The organism is Pantoea sp. MQR6 (assembly GCF_022761075.1).
In the GTDB taxonomy this organism is placed as follows: Bacteria; Pseudomonadota; Gammaproteobacteria; order Enterobacterales; family Enterobacteriaceae; genus Pantoea; species Pantoea phytostimulans.
The window spans coordinates 1,387,081-1,404,482 of sequence record NZ_JAKYXB010000001.1; the positions used below are offsets into that span (position 1 = coordinate 1,387,081).

General features: G+C 54.3%; 12 protein-coding genes. 1 reads left to right on the forward strand and 11 read right to left on the reverse strand.

All coding sequences use genetic code 11. The annotated features are described in order from the left end of the window. Nucleotides 1-18: 18 nt before the first annotated feature. From MUG06_RS06430 to MUG06_RS06465, 8 genes are all read right to left on the reverse strand, one after another. Nucleotides 19-924: a bestrophin family ion channel gene (locus MUG06_RS06430; RefSeq protein WP_215846966.1), complete on the reverse strand. Its 906-nt coding sequence runs from the start codon at nt 922-924 to the stop codon at nt 19-21. A 99-nt stretch (nt 925-1,023) separates the two neighbouring features. Then, entirely contained in the window at nt 1,024-2,487 is a 1,464-nt protein-coding gene (locus MUG06_RS06435) for a YchO/YchP family invasin (protein ID WP_243078091.1), read from the reverse strand. Between the two features lie 191 nt (nt 2,488-2,678). Next, on the reverse strand, nt 2,679-3,476 hold the full coding sequence (locus MUG06_RS06440) for an SDR family oxidoreductase (protein ID WP_215846969.1): 798 nt from the start codon (nt 3,474-3,476) through the stop codon (nt 2,679-2,681). A gap of 11 nt (nt 3,477-3,487) precedes the next feature. After that, complete coding sequence (locus tag MUG06_RS06445) at nt 3,488-4,555, reverse strand: ABC transporter permease (protein ID WP_243078092.1); 1,068 nt, start codon at nt 4,553-4,555, stop codon at nt 3,488-3,490. A 17-nt stretch (nt 4,556-4,572) separates the two neighbouring features. Continuing rightward, entirely contained in the window at nt 4,573-6,105 is a 1,533-nt protein-coding gene (locus MUG06_RS06450) for a sugar ABC transporter ATP-binding protein (protein ID WP_243078093.1), read from the reverse strand. A 9-nt stretch (nt 6,106-6,114) separates the two neighbouring features. Next, nucleotides 6,115-6,726, reverse strand: a complete 612-nt coding sequence (locus MUG06_RS06455; RefSeq protein ID WP_243078094.1) for a DUF2291 domain-containing protein — start codon at nt 6,724-6,726, stop codon at nt 6,115-6,117. A 45-nt stretch (nt 6,727-6,771) separates the two neighbouring features. Then, nucleotides 6,772-7,707: a D-ribose ABC transporter substrate-binding protein gene (locus MUG06_RS06460; RefSeq protein ID WP_243078095.1), complete on the reverse strand. Its 936-nt coding sequence runs from the start codon at nt 7,705-7,707 to the stop codon at nt 6,772-6,774. 63 nt (nt 7,708-7,770) lie between these two features. Then, nucleotides 7,771-8,568 (reverse strand): GolD/DthD family dehydrogenase, encoded by a 798-nt coding sequence (locus MUG06_RS06465; RefSeq protein WP_215846972.1) that lies wholly within the window; start codon nt 8,566-8,568, stop codon nt 7,771-7,773. Nucleotides 8,569-8,920: 352 nt separating this feature from the next. Between MUG06_RS06465 and MUG06_RS06470 the strand changes: the two genes are divergently transcribed. Then, nucleotides 8,921-9,733 (forward strand): DeoR/GlpR family DNA-binding transcription regulator, encoded by an 813-nt coding sequence (locus tag MUG06_RS06470; protein ID WP_215846973.1) that lies wholly within the window; start codon nt 8,921-8,923, stop codon nt 9,731-9,733. A gap of 170 nt (nt 9,734-9,903) precedes the next feature. Here the strand turns inward: MUG06_RS06470 and cobA are convergent, their stop codons facing one another. The 3 genes from cobA to nirB are packed head-to-tail and all read right to left on the reverse strand — an operon-like array spanning nt 9,904 to nt 17,398. Then, entirely contained in the window at nt 9,904-10,722 is an 819-nt protein-coding gene (gene cobA / locus MUG06_RS06475) for a uroporphyrinogen-III C-methyltransferase (RefSeq protein WP_243078096.1), read from the reverse strand. Further along, on the reverse strand, nt 10,719-13,334 hold the full coding sequence (locus tag MUG06_RS06480) for a nitrate reductase (RefSeq protein WP_243078097.1): 2,616 nt from the start codon (nt 13,332-13,334) through the stop codon (nt 10,719-10,721). Before MUG06_RS06480 ends, cobA begins: the two co-directional genes overlap by 4 nt. Further along, nucleotides 13,331-17,398 (reverse strand): nitrite reductase large subunit NirB, encoded by a 4,068-nt coding sequence (gene nirB / locus MUG06_RS06485; RefSeq protein WP_243078098.1) that lies wholly within the window; start codon nt 17,396-17,398, stop codon nt 13,331-13,333. Before nirB ends, MUG06_RS06480 begins: the two co-directional genes overlap by 4 nt. Nucleotides 17,399-17,402: the final 4 nt, after the last annotated feature.

Below are 17,402 nucleotides of genomic sequence, written 5' to 3' on the forward strand. Positions count from 1 at the left end.
TTCCGGGCCGTTTTCTTTTTATGTCAGGCGATAATATTTATCCGGCTGCATGGGCAGCGGCAAGTCGGATTCACCCGCCATCTCGCGCAGATTGATCTCAATATTGGTGCAGATAGCATCCATCGGCAGGTGGTTGTTTTCATACCCGAACGGCATTTCCAGCTCTTCCGCCAGCGTATCCAGCGAGAGAAAGGTATAGGCAATAAACATCGAAACCAGCGGCGTCATCGCATGCAGATCGGGTGCCAACGCAAACGGTAGCAAGGTACAGAAAAAATAGACTGTGCGGTGCAGCAGCAGGCCGTAAGCAAAAGGCACCGGCATGCTGGCAAGACGTTCACAACCGCCCAATACTGCGGCAAGCTGGTTGAGGTTATTGTCGATATTGCCCCAGACAACATCGCTGATATTTCCCTGACGACGCTGCTCTGCCAGCCAGTGTGAGAGCTGCAACTGCAACACGTTTGCAGGTGAATGCCGCTGAAGTAACCCTTCCGCTTCATCCCCTAATAAACGCGTTAAATCTTCACGCGCATCGGTGCGACGAAGCTGATGTTTAAGGCTGGCGCAAAATGCCAGTAACAGCCTTTGTACTCGCGGCGCATCAGCGGGGCAAACCGCCATCACCTGACGCTGGAGAGTACGACAGGCGATAAGCAAGGCACCTAAAAAATGCCGCGCTTCACTAAAGCGGGCAAAACAGACGCTGTTGCGAAAACCGAGAAACACCGCGATAGACACCCCCAGCAAACTAAACGGCGCCAGAGTGAGTTTAATGCCCAGCGTTTCATACCAATTCAGTGATGCCAGCGCGATCAGTGACATCATTAAATTCAGCGATAAGCGAAACAAAATATCAGGCAGCACAGAGCCGTGCCAGGCGAACAAACGAACGAACCAGTGGCGTTGCGGACGAAGGATCATGGTGAGCAGGTGTATAAGAATTTTCGCTGATTCTGCGAGTTTCCTTAAAAACTTTCCACTGGAAAAGTGTGACAATTGTCACACTTTTTTTGCGTTGGATCAGAGACTCATCGCTGGGCTCTTTTCGGTGGGTGCCATCAAATCGTAGCGATCATCCTGCTGCTCGCGAACAGCCATGGGCGGCTGAAGTTTAAGGGTGATCCAGTTGGACGTGACACGTTGCTGCTTGGTGTCTTCCAACGTCACGGACAAGCGATATTCGTTCGTCGCATCGGGGGAATTGTCCCATGGCGGCAGAATGACGCTCCAGCCTTGTGGATCATTATTATCTGATGACGGTGTCAAACTCAGCGCTTGTGTATCGCCTTGCCAGCTCACAGCTTTGATTGCGTTGCTGGCGCGAATTTGCAGCTTAAGCGGCAGGCTTTCGCCGCCGTTTAGCTGCCAGGGCGGCGTAGCAAGAAAAACGGATAAGTTTTTACGCTGACGGAACGACAGCACCGGCGTGTCGCTGCGTGTTACGTTGTCGTAGCGGCTTCCCCGCAGCGAGTGCGCAGCCGCGACGTTATTGGCATTGAGTTGTTGACTCAACGCCACGCCAAAACGGTAATTCAGTTTAAGGCCGAGTTGTTCCTGGCTCTCGCCCGCGCTGCTGGTTTTATGCGTAGCAGAAAAGGTCACCAGCGGCACCGGAGTGTATGAGAGGCCAAACGTCATCGCTGAAGGGTTGTGATAGCGGTTGCCGCTGTTAAACAGATCGACATTTTGCCCCAAATATTGCTGCCAGCTCAAAGACATACCCACCTGACGATAAAACGGCAGGTAGCTTTGTGTGGTAATGTCATAACCGCGCGCCATACGCTGCTGCTGGTTATCGCCGAGGTTTTTCCAACCCGAAAGCGGATGATAATAGTTAGCGGAAAAGCGCAGATTATCACTCCACGCTTCCGTACCCACTGAAGCGCGCTGTAAACCGCTGCTGAAAATGCGATCGATAAACGTGTTGTAACCGAGTAACCACTGCCCCGCTTCCCAACGCTGCCCCAAACCCGCATTCCCGACTAATCCATCTGAAGTGTCATGGAGGCCAACCTGGCTAAACGTAAGATAACTGTTTTCATCTGCTAACGCGCTAAACAGATCGCCACCCGTGCCGGTGAAGTTGCCATCCATGTCGACCATGAGATCCAGGGTCGCATTGCCATAAGGAGAAAGCAGCGACTGTCCTTCGTTCTCAACGCGATCCGCCACTTCATCACGTAGATGGTTAAACGCCCATACGCCAGCTTGCTGACCGAATGAAGCCTCACTGCTGCTGTTTTGACTGGCTTCACCAATGCTTTTCGCTACCGAAGCGAGCTTTTTGCTCCACTCCGCGCTGTTATCGTAATTGCCCAACGAGGGCAGATTCTCCAGCGATTGGCGGAAACGGGCGGGATCGTCAAACGGCGCTTCTGCTACCCGAGTTTCGGGTTGTAGCGCAGCAGCAGGCGCAGTGGAGACGATTGTCGAGGCCACCAAACAGAATGTCAGCGATTTTCGTTTCAATAAGGTTGAAGACATAAGCAATGAGGTCGTTTTTGGGTCTTAAGGTGGAAGAATTTACACAACCAAGTGAGTTTACCTTAACATATTGTGACAGCCGTGCAGGACAGGTCTCATCTTTTGTGCTTATCCGAGAATTTTCTGAGGTTAAAAAACAGGCAAAAAAAAGGGTTTGCCACCTGGCAAACCCCTGATTACAGCGGCAGGAATTAAGAGAATATTAACCCGCCATCCACATTAATGGTTTGCCCGGTGATATAGCGAGCATCGTCTGAGGCGAGAAACGCCACCAGCCCGGCAACATCATCTGGCTGCCCGGCACGTTTCAACGGAATATTTTCAACCCACTCCGCCATCAATTCGCCTTTGCCGTACGTTTTCTTGTCGCTGCTCAGAATCTCGCCCCACACGCGATCGTTGTAATCCCACATTTCGCTTTCGATGATGCCTGGGCAAAACGCATTTACCGTGATGTGCCACGGTGCCAGCTCCAGCGCCAGACTTTGAGTAATGCCGATCACGCCCATTTTACTGGCGGCATAATGGGGCGTGTAGATAAAACCTTGTCGCCCCTGCCCCGAAGAGGTGTTGATCAAACTGCCGCTGTTCTGCTGCACCATATATTTCGCCGCCTCGCGGCAACACAACCAGACGCCGGTGGTGTTGACCGCCAGGATCTTCTCAAAATCACTTTTAGGCATTGCGTCAAACCGGTCAATGGTGATAACTCCGGCGTTTTGAATTGAAACATCAATACTGCCAAACCGTTTAAATGCTTGCTGATAAAGCTGCTGCACCTCGCTTTCAACGGTGACATCAACCTGTAACGACAGAATCTCGCCGCCAAACTGCTTTTGTAAGGTATTGGCCGTCTGATGCACGCGATCCGCATTCGATACCATGACCAGGTTCGCCCCATCGCGGGCAAAGCGGGCCGCAATGCCTGCACCAATTCCTCGACAGGCGCCAGTAATCACCACCGTTTTTCCACTGAAATCTCGTGTCATCTTGCCTCCGTTTAGCCATGACTGACGTTAGATGTTGGGGTGGATTGCTGCTTTTGCTCATGGCGACGCAACAGCACCACTTTGCTTTGCAGACGTTGTTGGAACTGATCGATAACCACAGCTGTCACAATCACCAGTCCTTTAATCACCATCTGCCAAAAATCACTAACGCCCATCATCACCATGCCGTCGGCAAGGAAAACGATAACAAACGCACCAATAATCGAGCCGGAAACCCTGCCGCGACCGCCTGTCAGCGCGGTGCCGCCCAAGACGGTGGCACCGATGGCATCCATTTCAAACATGTTGCCGGTCATCGGATGTGCAGTTTGCAACTGCGACGCCACCACTAACCCCACCAGACCCGCGCACAAGCCAGAGAAGGCGTAGACAAAAACTTTTACTTTGATGATAGGTACGCCAGCCAGGCGCGCCGCCCCTTCATTACCGCCGGTGGCGTAGATGTAACGCCCAAGCGGCGTTTTACGGGTTAAGTAGAGGCCCAACAGCAAAAAGCCGAGCATTAACCAGATCGGGATATAGACGCCCAGTAGCGTGCCCGAGCCGAGGAACGCAAAACCGGTATTACCCAGTTGCGGCAGACCGACCAGGTTGGCGTAAGTGCTACCGTCGTTGAACAGCAGCGCCGCGCCGCGTGCGATATACATCATGCCGAGCGTACAAATGAAGGGAGCAACACCCAGCCGGGTGATCACTGCCCCGTTGATCAATCCCACCAGCACGCCAAAAATCGCCACCACAAGAATCACTTCGGGCACGTTGAGGAACAGCGTATTACCGCCCCAAAGCGGCACGCCGTTGGTGAGCAGCGCACCCGCTACCATGCCGCAAATCCCAGCTACCGCGCCCACGGATAAATCAATGCCGCCGGTCAAAATCACCAGCGTCATGCCAATTGCCAGTAAACCGGTGATGGCGACATGTTGAGTCATGATCAGCAGGTTGGACGTCGTCAGAAAATTCGGCACCATTACGCTGAAAAAGCCCACCACAATCAGTAACGCGATGAAGGTTCGCGCCTTGAGGAGATACATATAGAGCAAATATTTTTGATTCATGAAATTCTCCAGCAACCTTAAGCTTGCGGTGTCGAAGCGCTGATCAGTTTTTCTCGTGTCGCTTCAGCGCGCGGCAGATCGGCGGTAATGCGTCCATCCGCCATGACTAAAATGCGGTCGGCCAGCGCCATCACCTCGTCCAGTTCGGATGAGGAAAACATCACCGCCAGCCCCTGCTGTGCCAGGTTGCCAATCAGGTGATAGACATCGGTTTTTGCGCCAACATCAATACCGCGCGTGGGTTCATCCAACAGCACCACTTTCGGCCCGGTCATCAATGCCTTGCCCAGCACCACTTTCTGCTGGTTACCGCCGCTTAATGAGGTGATCGGCAGCTCGGCATCGCTGACTTTGATCGCCAGATGCCCAATCATTTCATTAACGCGCTGATTCTCTTTACCGGGATTAAGCATTCGCAGCGCACGGCGAAAGCCACGCAGGCTGAGATCGGAGAGCGTCATATTGGCGGTGATCGACATCAGCTGCACTACGCCTTCGGCTTGGCGATCTTCCGGCACCAGTGCGATGCCGCGTTTGAGCCGCTGCTGGAAATTACGCTTCGCCAGATTTTCACCGTTGAGCAACACACTGCCCGACTGACAATGCATCAAGCCAATCAGCCCTTTAAACAGTTCGGTGCGTCCTGCGCCCAGCAAACCGTAAATGCCGATCACTTCCCCTTTTCGTAGCGAAAAAGTGACGTCATTGAGCTTGTATCCGCCGTTTTGATGCAGCGCGGTCAAGCCTTCTACCTGCAAGATCGTGTCACCTTGCGCCGCCGCGTGATAATCGAAGTGCTTTTTCTTGTCGCCTACCATTTGCTCAATGATCCACGGCACGCTGGCATCACGCACTTCGCGCTCACTGATAAAGCGCCCATCGCGGAAAATTGTGATGTGATCGCCAATTTCCATCAGCTCTTCGAGCCGGTGAGAAATGTAGATAATAGTGACGCCACGTCGTTTGAGCTGTTCAATGACGTTAAACAGCACCCTGACTTCCGACTGGCTCAGCGCGCTGGTCGGTTCATCCATGATCAGCACGCGGGTGTCTTTCGATAGCGCACGTGCAATTTCTACCAGCTGTTGATGACCAATGCCGAGTTCACCTAGCGCCGCATAGGGATCAACGTCCAGCTCCAGCCGCTCCAGCAGCGTTTTTGCCAGCGCATATTGATACTTTTCATTGATCACGCCGCGCTGAAAAAACTCATTGGCAATGAAGATGTTATCCATCACATTCATGTTTGGAAACAGGTTCAGCTCCTGAAAAATTATGCTGATCCCTCGCTTCTCTGCTTGCTGCGTTGAGGTCAGCGACACCGGTTTTCCCTCCAGTAAAATCTCGCCTGATGACGGCGTCTCTACACCCGCCAGCATTTTCATCATGGTGGATTTTCCTGCGCCGTTTTCGCCAATCAGCACGTTCACTTTGTTGCGATACACGCGGTAATTGACCTGATCGAGCGCCGTTACGCCAGGATAAACCCGCGAGACATTGCGCGTTTCAATGATCACATCGGTAGCCTGTTGCGATTGAGGATTTTGCATATGCCCTCCTTACTGCCGCGTGATTTGCGCTGGCGTGATATCCGGCAGTTTCTGCGGAATGTCCCAGGCACTGAATACGCCCGCCACCGTGATTTTGTCGCCCACTTTTGGCTTGAACTGCTGCATTAATGTGGAAGCCTGCTGATTGATCGCCCGGCCATAATCGCCAAACATCACCTGATCGTTGAAGTCCTGATAGCTGGCCCCTTTATATGCATCGCGCAGTGCAGTGCCGCGAATGATTGGCCCAACCTGAATTGTGACGCTGTCACCTGAAATATCTTTAACCGTCATCTTTCCACTGCGAGAAGTGGTGTTAACTGCGGTGACATCACCGCTGACACTCACGCTGAATACGCAGGGATTCTCTTCCTGGCTGCGATAACCGTAGGTTTTACAGGCACTGTCAAAATCGGGAGCCGACTGCAAAGACTTCATCAACTCAGCCAGCGGTTTCGCTTCACCTGCGACCTGCGGCACCAGTTTTTGCTGCCAGGTTTGCGCAATATTCGTCATGTTTGGATTGGGGGGATTTTTCAGATCAGCCAGCTCCTGCTGCGACACAATACGGCAACCACCGAGCACAACTGCTATCAGCATCAGCCAGAGTCGTTTATCCATCTCATTCTCCCTGGCGCCCGTTTTCACGGGCGCGGCGGCGGTTAATTACGACTTATAATTGAAGTCCTGCACACCTTTGGCATTTTCTGGCGTGATCAAAATGCCGCGGAACATCACCCGCTGTTTGGCCGGTTTGATCCCTTTCTGGATGAAGTTGTCGATATCAGTGACGCCCTGCGCGGCAATCGCCTGCGCCTGAAGCATGACGGTGGCTTTCAGCGTTCCTGCGGTAACCGCGTCGCGCTCATCGTTGCTACCATCAATGCCCACCACCGTGACGTCATCGCGTCCTGCGGCTTTCAGCGCCGCAATCGCGCCCAGCGCCACTGGGCCGTTACCGCAAATTACGCCTTTTACATCGGGATGCGCCTGCAGAATGCTGTCCATGATGCGCTTGCCATCAATCAAGGTGCCTTTAGCATCCTGACGCGCCACGCTTTGCATGTCGGGATATTGATCGAGTACCTGATGGAAGGATTTGGAACGGGTTACGCAGTTGTTGTCGGCGAGATTACAGGTCAGTTCAGCGTACTTGCCCTTTTCTCCCATCTTCTCAACAAAGACGTTGGCAACATCGGAACCGGCCTGGAAATTGTTGTGGGTAATCTGCTCCAGCGCCACGTCATCAACCGGGATTTCACGGTTAATCAACACCACGGGAATACCGGCATCTTTGGCTTTTTTAATCGCCGCCACGCTGGCGGTGGAATCGGCGTTGTCCAGAATAATGCCCTGCACTTTTTTACCAATCGCGGCATCGATCAGTTCGCTTTGCTTCTTCACATCTTCACCGTGAGACAGCACGGAGGTTTTGTATCCAAGTTGTTGCGCTTTGAGGTTGGCGCCTTTGGCTTCTGAGGCGTAATAAGGATTATCGAGCGAGTTAACCAGAATCATGATGGTGCCTTTCTCTGCAGCAAATGCCGCGTGAGAGATCAGGCAGGCCGCCATTGCAGTGCACAGCAAAGTACGTTTTTTCATGGTGATGTTCTCTCTATTTATCGTTATCGCAGGGTGTTTTGTTTCTCTGGAATTGGCACAGCATTACCAAATGGTGAAACCGCCATCGATCATCAGATCGGCGCCGGTGATCATGTCGCTGCCGTTGCTGGCAAAAAACAGCACGGCGGCGGCGATTTCGTCGGTGTAGGCAAAACGGCCCAGTGGGATAAGTTTTTTCATTTGCTCGCCTTTTTCACCGCGCCAGGCTTTCTCACCCATCGGGGTTAATACCACCGTGGGCGAGAGCGTGTTGACGTTAATACGATGCGGCGCAAATTCTTTCGCCATGACCTTGGTCATGCCAAGCAAGCCCGCTTTTGCCGAGGTGTAAGCCACGTGATTATCGATAGCGATTGAGGCTGCCTGAGAGGCGATATTGATGATTTTGCCGCCGTTGCCCGCCTTAACCATACGTTTACCCACCGCTTGTGAGCAGAGAAATGGCCCGGTGAGATTGACGGCAATCTGCTTCTGCCACTCGGCAAAATCAGTCTCCAGTACCGGTTGCAGCATCACGTAACCGGCGCAATTCACCAGAATATCGATATGACCGTAATGTGCTTCAACCTGATCAAAAGCCTGTTCAACCGAAGCAGGATCGGTGACGTCACAGCAGACAAACTGCACGCTTTCTGCTGCAAACCCGACACTGAGGCTGCTGACTTTCTCCGCTTCAAACGGCGGATAGAGCAGCGCCAGACGTGCGCCCTTTTCCAGCAGCATGGCGTTGCTCGCCATGGCAATACCGCCGAGTCCGCCGGTCACCACCGCGACTTTGCCGCTGAGATCTTGCGCCGTGTCCACGCCATAGCGCAGATTTACGTCATATTCACCGCTCATTCGTTACACTCCTTCAGGGTTTAACTTTCTCAATCGCAAATCATCATTTTCGAACAAAAATATATGCTATCGAATTGAAAGGATGTGTGGGTGAGATCAAATTTCATACAACTCGGCGAGAGATATTAATTATCTTATTGAAAAGACGTGATGTGCATTACAAACAGAAAAAATCGCATGGATAAAGATGCTGAACCCAATGTGAAGATTCAATAACCTGTTTATTGTTTATTTTCGTTCGAAAATCATTGGCCGTTTTCATCATCTCGCATTCGCAAAAATGGCGCGGTAGACTCAGCATCAGGTCCACGTTCGCCTACACCTAACGCGATTGGAAAAGGGAGCATTTCGATTGAAAAGCAAGAGTGAGCAGTTGGCTGATATGCAGCAACGCCGCGAAAAGATTCTGGAAATGATCCGTGAGGATGGCACGGTCACCGTCAAAGCGTTGACTGAAACCTTTGGCTTAACGGAAGCCACGTTACGTACCGATCTGCGGATGCTGCAAAAACAAGGTTTTGTACAGCGTTACCACGGTGGCGCAACATTAATGACCGGAAAACAGAATACCGGCGCGCTGCTGCTGGAGCGGCAAACACATCTTGAAGAGAAGGAAGCGATAGGACGTTTAGCCGCGCAGCATATCGAAAATGGCGACACAGTGATTTTCGATTCGGGTACCACTACCACCGCCATTGCCGAAGCGATCAGCCATATTCGCCGTTTATCGGTAGTCACAACCGCCGTGAACATTGCGCTGAAACTGGGTGGCGAGCCGGGAATAAATATCTTGTTAACAGGCGGGACGTTTAAATTTCCAACATTGTCGACATCTGGCGAAAAAGCGGCAAACTTCTTCGAAAATGTATTGGCAGAGAAGCTGTTTCTGGCAACCGCCTGTATTTCACCGCGCCTCGGTTTGAGCTTTCCCAGCGAAACCGACATTAAAGTTAAAATGGCGATGATCAACTCGGCCAACACGGTTTATGTGGTCGCCGATTCCAGCAAGATCGATAAGGTGTCGATGTTTGCGCTGCCGTGTGACTGGAGCAAAATTCACTGCCTGATTACCGACAACGGTATTTCTTCAGCACAGGTTGATGCATTCGAAGCGTTGGGCGTGAGGGTGTTGGTTGCGCCGTTGCCGTTGAGGCGGGCGATGTGAGTCCGTTTTAAACGCGCCGTAAAAAAACAGGGTGTCGTTCAGTTGGGAATAAAGGGCGATTGCGTAAAGACGCCGTCAATACCTCGCTGTAGGCGCATCCGCCGCAGCCCTGCGGCGGATGCGCCCTACCTGACTCACGCACGCCAGATAAAGTCATATCAGTAATTTATCTACACCTGTTTTATAGATTCATCTTCAGCAATCTTTAAATCAGCACGGTAATAACGCACCACATCACCAATCATCAGCAACGACGGTGAAACCGGCTTTTCATTTTCAACCGTTTGCGCTAACGCCTTCAATGTCGTGATCAACACGCGCTGCTCGGGTCGCGTCCCATTTTCGATGATGGCTACTGGCGTATCCGCATCGCGCCCTTGAGCCAACAGCTGCGCACTGATTGAGGCACTCCAGCTCAATCCCATATAAAACACTAACGTCTGATTCGCAGCGGCCAACGATGCATCATTCAGTTGCGGTTCACCGCTGCGCCCGTGTCCGGTAATCAGTCGCAGCGATTGCGCACAATCGCGATGCGTCAGGGGAATTCCGCTGGCGGCGGCGCAACCCACCGCCGCCGTGATACCGGGTACCACCTCACACACAATACCGGCTTGTTGCAGGCTCACCATCTCTTCACCGCCACGCCCAAAAATAAAGGGATCGCCGCCTTTTAGCCGCACCACGTTGCGTCCACTCAGCGCTAAATCCACCAGCAGCTGATTGATTTGCGACTGCTTTAACCCGTGATAACCAGGCCGCTTACCCACATCAATACACAAGGCGCTGTCGGGCACTTCCGCCATCACCGCCTCGCTCACCAATCGGTCATACACCACCACTTCCGCTTGTTGTAACAACCGTAACGCTTTTACCGTGAGCAGCTCAACATCACCGGGACCCGCGCCCACTAACCAAACACGTCCATGTTCCGAAGCTTCGCCATTGGGCGTCAGCAGTTTATCCAATGCATCAATAGCAAGCGTCATGATTCCTCCGTCACGCATGATGACAGCAGTTGTTTTAGCTCCGGGATGCAGGAGCCACAATTTGTTCCGCACTTGAGTTTGGCGCCCAGCGCCTGTGTGCTACGGCAGCCTTGGGCCACCGCATTTAAAATGGTTTGTTCGCCTACGCTAAAGCAGCTGCAAATAATGCGGCCCGCCACGTCACCTTGCGCAGCTTGCCCCGCCAGTAGCGAATGACGATCGATGGCACGCGTTGGCGCAGCCTGAAAAGCCGCAGTAATGAAAGCGTGATCGAGGTGCGGTAAGCGAGAAGCGGCATAAAACGCCAGCTGTAACGCACCGTTGCGCCACGCCAGTAGCCGATAATCCTGGCCGCCTTCGGCAACCTGCAACTGCATTGAAGTCAAATCCGTGTGTGAAGCGAGCCAGTTTGATACAGAACCTTCTCCGCCCAATACAAAACGCTGCGCGCCCTGTTGTGGCGCACGCGCCCAATAGCGAAGATTTTTCGGCGCTTGATCGCTGCGTTGCCATAGCCAACCTTGCCAATCTACGCGCAGCGGTTGAATACGCACCGCCGTCTGCTTTAAGGCGGGTTGCCCCGATGCTGGGCAGCAGAGTGCGGCTACCAACATGTCTACATTGCTTTGCTGGCTGAACTGACGGTTCCAGTGCATCGGCACGAAAAGTTCGCCGCGTCGAAGTCCGCTGTCGTGGGTAACGCGTGCAGTGATCCAGCCGTGAACCGATTGCACGCGCGCCAGTGTTCCTGCAGGTAAGCCATACGCAATGGCATCTTGAGGATGCAGCGCGACAAAAGGCTCATCGCAGTGTTGCATCAGACGCGGCACTGCCCCGGTACGCGTCATGGTATGCCATTGATCGCGCACGCGACCGGTGTTCATTAACAGCGGATAATCTCTATTAACAGTGACTGTTTTTGTCTCTGCGGACGGCAGCAAACGCGCCTTCCCGTCAGGATGAAAGAAGCGACGATCGCTGAATAAACGTGCGCAACCATCAGGATGCTGTGCATTAACCGGCCATTGAATCGGACGCAATTTATCCCAGCCGTCGTCACTTAACTGCGCCAGCCCGCTGATATCAAAGGCGCGCTGTCCGTGGTTTTCAAAGCCGGAAAGTGCAGCGTGTTCGCGGAAGATCTGCGCCGGATGGGTCCAGCCAAAGGCGGCGGCGAAACCCAAACGCTGCGCCACTTGCGCCAGCAGCCACCAATCGGGTTTGGCATCACCGGGCGCAGCTGCAAACGCACGCTGACGGGAGATGCGTCGCTCGGAGTTGGTTACTGTGCCATTTTTTTCACCCCACCCCAGCGCGGGCAATAGAATGTCAGCGAAGGCGCTGGTATCGGTTTGCGCTAATACATCGGAAACAATCACCAACGGACATTTTGCCAGCGCCTGCGCAATGCGATTGCCTTCTGGCATCGACACCGCTGGATTGGTGCCCATAATCCACACCGCTTTTACGTCACCCCGCTCAATAGCGTCGAACAGCTTTACCGCCGTCAAACCAGGCTGACGCGCTATGGTTGGGCTTTGCCAAAAGCGCTGCAAACGATCGCAATCGGCATCATTAAAATTCATATGGGCCGCGAGTTGATTCGCCAATCCCCCCACTTCACGGCCCCCCATCGCGTTGGGCTGACCCGTAAGTGAAAACGGCCCGCTGCCCGGCAAACCCACTTTTCCGCTGAGCAAATGTGCATTGATAATGGCGTTGTTATTGTCGCTGCCGCTGACGGATTGGTTAACGCCCATGCACCACAAGGTCAGCACGCGTTGCGATGAGGTAAACAGCTGCCAGAAAGCAGTAACCTGTTCCGGTTCAAGATCGCAGTGCGCAGCAACCCGAGCAAGATCCCATTCGCGCGCCGCGAGCAGCGCCGGTTCCACATCGGCCAAGTGCGCGAGCATGCGGGTATCTACACCGTTGTTTTCTACCAACCAGTTCAGCAAACCGGCAAACAAAACGCTGTCGCTACCAGGACGTAATGCCAAATGCAGATCGGCAAGATCGCAGGTTGCGGTGCGGCGTGGATCGATCACTATCACCTGCATTTCTGGTCGCTGCTGTTTGGCCTTGACCAGCCGCTGATACGCAACCGGATGTGCCCATGCTGCGTTTGATCCTACCAGGATCACGACATCCGCGCGTTCAAAATCCTCATAGCAACACGGCACTGCATCGGCACCGAACGCGCGTTTATAGCCTACAACAGCCGATGCCATGCAGAGCCGCGAATTGGTATCGATATTGGCGGCCCCGATGAACCCTTTCATCAGCTTATTGGCGACGTAATAATCTTCTGTCAACAACTGGCCCGAGCCGTAAAATGCCACCGCCTGCGGGCCATGTTGTTCAATGATCTCACGCAGCCCGTTCGCTGCGGCCTCTAGCGCCGCGTCCATGCTCACGCGTTGCTGATTGACCTGCGGATAAAGCAGTCTCCCGTCCTTTTTCAGGGTGTCACCCAGCGCGGCCCCTTTTACACACAGCCGACCGAAATTGGCTGGATGTTGGAGATCGCCCGCGACCTGCGCCTGTTCATCGCCCTGTGGCGTGACGCTAACGCCGCAGCCGACGCCGCAATAAGGACAGGTGGTTTTCATGATGCCTTCGCCATGAGATTAAGTGGTCGGTTTGCCAGCCAGATTTGTCCCGCTTCCAGTTTCACCGGCCAACAGCGTAGCTGGTGCTGCGGATTATCCAGGCTTTGCCCGTCACGCAGCCGCACGCGCTGCTTGTAGAGCGGCGAAATCACTACCGGTTCGCCACCCACGTCGCCGAGAATGCCGCGCGACAGCACGCTGACGTCGCTGCCTGGCTCACGATCTTCCAGCGCGTAGAGTTCATCGCCAAAACGGAACAGTGCAATGCGCTCGCTGCCAAGGCGTGCGCCAATTCCTGCCTGCAACGGCAGAGAATCGAGATCGCATACCCTGCTCCAGGGTTCAGCGGGCAGATGCATAACAGGGATCGCGTTCGCGGCGGCGGGCTGACGCTGTCCCCGTACTTGCTCATAACGCAAGGTTTCATCAGGTTCGTTGCTGTTCACCGTTGGGGTAAACAAGGCGCGGCGTGACGGATCTTGCAGCGTGGTTTGCCATTCGCACTGGTAGCTTTCCACCACGTGCTGCATCTCTTGTTCCAGCATGGCGCCAATGCCGAGGCTGTCTTCAATGATCACGTCACGCAGGTAGTCGAGGCCGCCTTCCATGTTGTCCATCCACACGCTGGTGCGCTGTAAACGGTCGGCGGTACGCACATAAAACATCAGGATACGGTCAACGTAGCGCAGCAAGGTTTCATCGTCGAGGTCGCTGGCGAATAAGTCCGCGTGGCGCGGTTTCATGCCACCGTTACCGCACACATACAGGTTCCAGCCTTTGTCGGTGGCGATCACCCCGATATCTTTGCTCTGCGCTTCGGCGCATTCACGGGTGCAGCCTGAAACGGCCATTTTGATTTTGTGCGGGGCGCGCAGGCCCTTGTAGCGGTTCTCCAGCGCGATGGCAAACACGGTGGAATCCTGCACGCCGTAGCGACACCAGGTTGAGCCGACACAAGATTTCACCGTACGCAGCGATTTACCGTAGGCATGACCGGTTTCGAACCCTGCCATCAGCAGCTCTTCCCAAATTGCGGGCAGCTGATCGAGGCGCGCGCCAAACAGGTCGATTCGTTGACCGCCTGTTATTTTGGTGTAGAGATCGTAACGTGCTGCCACTTGTCCAATCGCAATCAGACCTTGTGGCGTAATTTCCCCCGCGGCGACACGCGGCACCACCGAGTAAGTTCCATCTTTCTGGATGTTGCCGAAGTAGCGATCGTTGGTATCTTGCAGGGGCAGATGAGCCGGTTTTAACAGGTAATCATTCCAGCAAGAGGCCAGCAGCGAAGCCGCCAACGGCTTACAGACTTCGCAGCCGTGACCGCGACCATGCGCCGCCAGTAACGCATCAAAGGTTTGGATTTTCTCTACCCGAATCAGGTCGTAAAGCGCCTGACGTGAATAGGCAAAGTGCTCGCACACCTCTTTTTTCACTTCGACGCCAAGGTTTTCCAGCTGGAATTCCATCACCTGCTTCACCAGCGCGGAACACCCTCCGCAGCCTGTTGCTGCTTTGGTGCAACTTTTCACACTGGCCAACTCGCCACAACCGTCTCGCACCGCTGAGCAGATATCGCCTTTGCTCACATTGTGACAGGAACAGACCTGAGCGCTGTCGGGTAATGCTGCCACACCCAACGCTTTACTCGGTGTACCAGCCAGTGCAGGTAAGATCAGCGTTGCTGGCGAAGCCGGTAATGGTAGCTGATTCAGCATCATCTGTAGCAGCGATGAATAGTCTTCGCTGTCGCCTACCAACACGCCGCCAAGCAGCAGTTTGCCGTCTGCTGACACCACGATTTTTTTGTAGACGCCTTTAGGGCCATCGGTCCAGTGATAGGTTTGACTGCCCGCTGTACGCGCGTGCGCATCACCAAACGAGGCCACTTCCACGCCCAACAGCTTGAGTTTAGTACTCATATCGGCACCGCTAAAAGCGCTGGCTTCGGCGGCCAGATGTCCTGCCAGCACGCGCGCCATTTGATAGCCTGGCGCAACTAAGCCGAAAATCTGCCCGTTCCATAATGCACATTCGCCGATAGCAAAAATATCGTCATCGCTGGTTTGGCAGTGATCGTTGATCTCAATGCCGCCACGCGGGCCGAGCACCAGATCGGCGTCACGCGCCAACTCATCACGCGGACGTATGCCCGCTGAAAACAGCACCAGATCGGTGGGCAGTTCGCCGCCGTCAGCAAAGCGCAACAGTACGCTGCCATCTTCTTGCTTTTCAATCGTTTCAGTTTGCTTTGAGGTGTGCACGGTGACGCCCAGCGCGTCAATTTTCTGACGCAGCATCAATGCGCCGCCCTCATCGAGCTGAACCGCCATCAGGCGCGGCGCGAACTCCACGACGTGCGTTTCCAGGCCTAACTGTTTCAGGGCATTCGCCGCTTCAAGACCCAGCAGTCCGCCGCCAATCACCACACCGCGTGTGCTGTTTTTGGCGCAGGCCGCAATCGCATCGAGATCGTCCAGTGTGCGATAAACAAAGCAGCGATCGCCATCGTGGCCCGGCACTGGCGGTACGAAGGCACGCGATCCGGTTGCCAGCACTAACTTATCCCACGCCAGTTCGTTTCCGGCGCTGTCACGCACGCTGCGCTGCTGGCGATCAATCGCAACGACCTGACAACCGCGACGCAGCTCAATGCCGTACTGCTCAAAAAAGTTATCGCTCACCAGCGACAATTCTTCCGCGCTTTTACCGGTAAAATACGCTGAAAGATGCACGCGATCGTAAGCCATGCGCGGCTCTTCGCCATAGACCACCACGTGATAGTGCTGATGCAGTTCACGTGCGACCAGCTGTTCCAAAAAATGGTGGCTGACCATGCCGTGACCCAGCACAGCTAATGTCGGTTTATTCATCACAAAGCTTCCTGCAGCCTGCGGCTGCGTTTCAGGTTCATCAAGGCCAAACAGCGTGTTCAGACTTATCTGCTCGGCAGCGTTTAGACGGGTTAACAGCGATGCGCCCTGCTGGCTGTCGCCAAACAACAGCACGCCGTTGAGCCGTCCGTGCTTGAGAAAAAGACGGCGATAGTGGCCAGAAAGCGGATCAAAACTGGTCAGCGACGGCGCTTCTCGAATGTCGCCCGCGCTGAACAGAGAAATGCCGCTGACCTTCAGGCGTGTGCCGCTCTTTTCGTGGTAAAAATCGGCGCGTGGCGCGTCGGCCAGCTGCGCGCCTAATACTTCAGCCTGCGCCAGACAAGGCGCGACCAGGCCAAAGGTCTCTCCGGCTATCTCGCAGCATTCACCCACGGCGTAAACATTGGGAATTGTGCTGCGCAACTGACGATCAACGCAGATGCCACGTTGACAAGGCACACCCGCCGCCTGCGCCAAGGCACTTTCCGGTTGCACACCGATGGCGATCACCACTTGCTCCGCCATGACGACGCTGCCGTTAGTCAGAACCGCGCCCTGTTCAGTGACTTCAGTTACGCCGCTGTTGAGTTCGCAGCGAATACCGCGACGGCGCAGTTGGGCGAGCAGCAATTCCCCCGCTTTGGCATCCAGCTGGCGATCCAACAGCCAGGGTTTGTGATGCACCAGCGTCACGTCACGGCCTTGCGCTTTCAGCGCTGCGGCGGCTTCAATACCGAGAAAACCGCCGCCTAACACCACGACCGGGCCAGATGCGCTGAGTAATTTTTCAACATCTCGCAGGCTGCGAAAGCCGCTGACTTTAGGATGATCGATACCAGGAATCACCGGCATCCGCGGCTGCGAACCGCTAGCAAATACCAGTCGATCCCAGTGCAGCTGACGTTGATCGGTCTGCACACAGCGGGTTGCCAGATCGACGCGCTCAACCGTTTCACCCGCCAGCAGCTGAACGCCATTTTCGACATACCAGTCACGATCGTGGATCAGCGTGTCGGCAAACGCTTTTTCACCCGCCAGCACCGGAGACAGCAGCACGCGGTTGTAATTGCCCAGCGGTTCACGACCAATCACGGTGATGGCGTAACGCTGCGGGGCCAGTGCCAGCAGGGTCTCTACCATGCGCATGCCCGCCATTCCGTTGCCAATTACCAGCAGCTGTTGCTTCATGGTG